The organism is Pseudochelatococcus sp. B33 (genome assembly GCF_053570585.1).
Genome location: NZ_JBSEFH010000090.1, coordinates 1 through 549 on the forward strand (window position 1 = coordinate 1; position 549 = coordinate 549).

At 67.2% G+C, this 549-nt stretch carries 1 protein-coding gene; it reads left to right on the forward strand.

Features of this window, described 5'->3' with window-relative positions:
* A partial coding sequence (locus ACUSIJ_RS29685) for a hypothetical protein (protein ID WP_449312011.1) occupies window positions 1-546 on the forward strand: 546 nt, incomplete at its 5' end.
* Window positions 547-549: the final 3 nt, after the last annotated feature.

Consider the following 549-nt stretch of genomic DNA (forward strand, 5'->3'; position numbering starts at 1 on the left):
GCAATGGCGGATTTTTTATGTCCGGAGAGCAAGATGCATTTCCTGATCATTCTCGCGCTCGCTGCGCTCAATCGGGCGAGGGGCGATGACACTTGGCTGACGTGGCTGCGGCTGCCGGGCCGGGCGCTTTGGTACGTTGCCCCTGTCGTCGGCCTGCTGGTGTGGACGATCCATCCGCTACCCGTCGCCGCGGCGTGGGCGCTGGCTTATCTCGTGTGGGCTGTCCCGGCATGGGGGAGGTGGTACGACCTCGGCCGGCTGCCGCCGCCTGTCGATGGTGCCGACCCGGTCGAGCGTGTCATCGCGCGCCTGGCAGGCAGCAGCGATCATACCGCCCTGTTCATCAGGCACCTGTTCATTGTCCCCGGCCTCGCGCTCGTGTCGCTCGCCTCCAGCAGCTGGTGGCCTATCGGGGCCGCAATTCCAGCCGCTGCGCTGATCGTCGGCACCTATGAGGCCGCTTGGCGCTGGGCGCCTCGGCAACCCATTCTCGTCGCCGAGCTGATCGTGGGCGTGATCTGGGGCGCGCTGATCGTCGGCACCTGACCC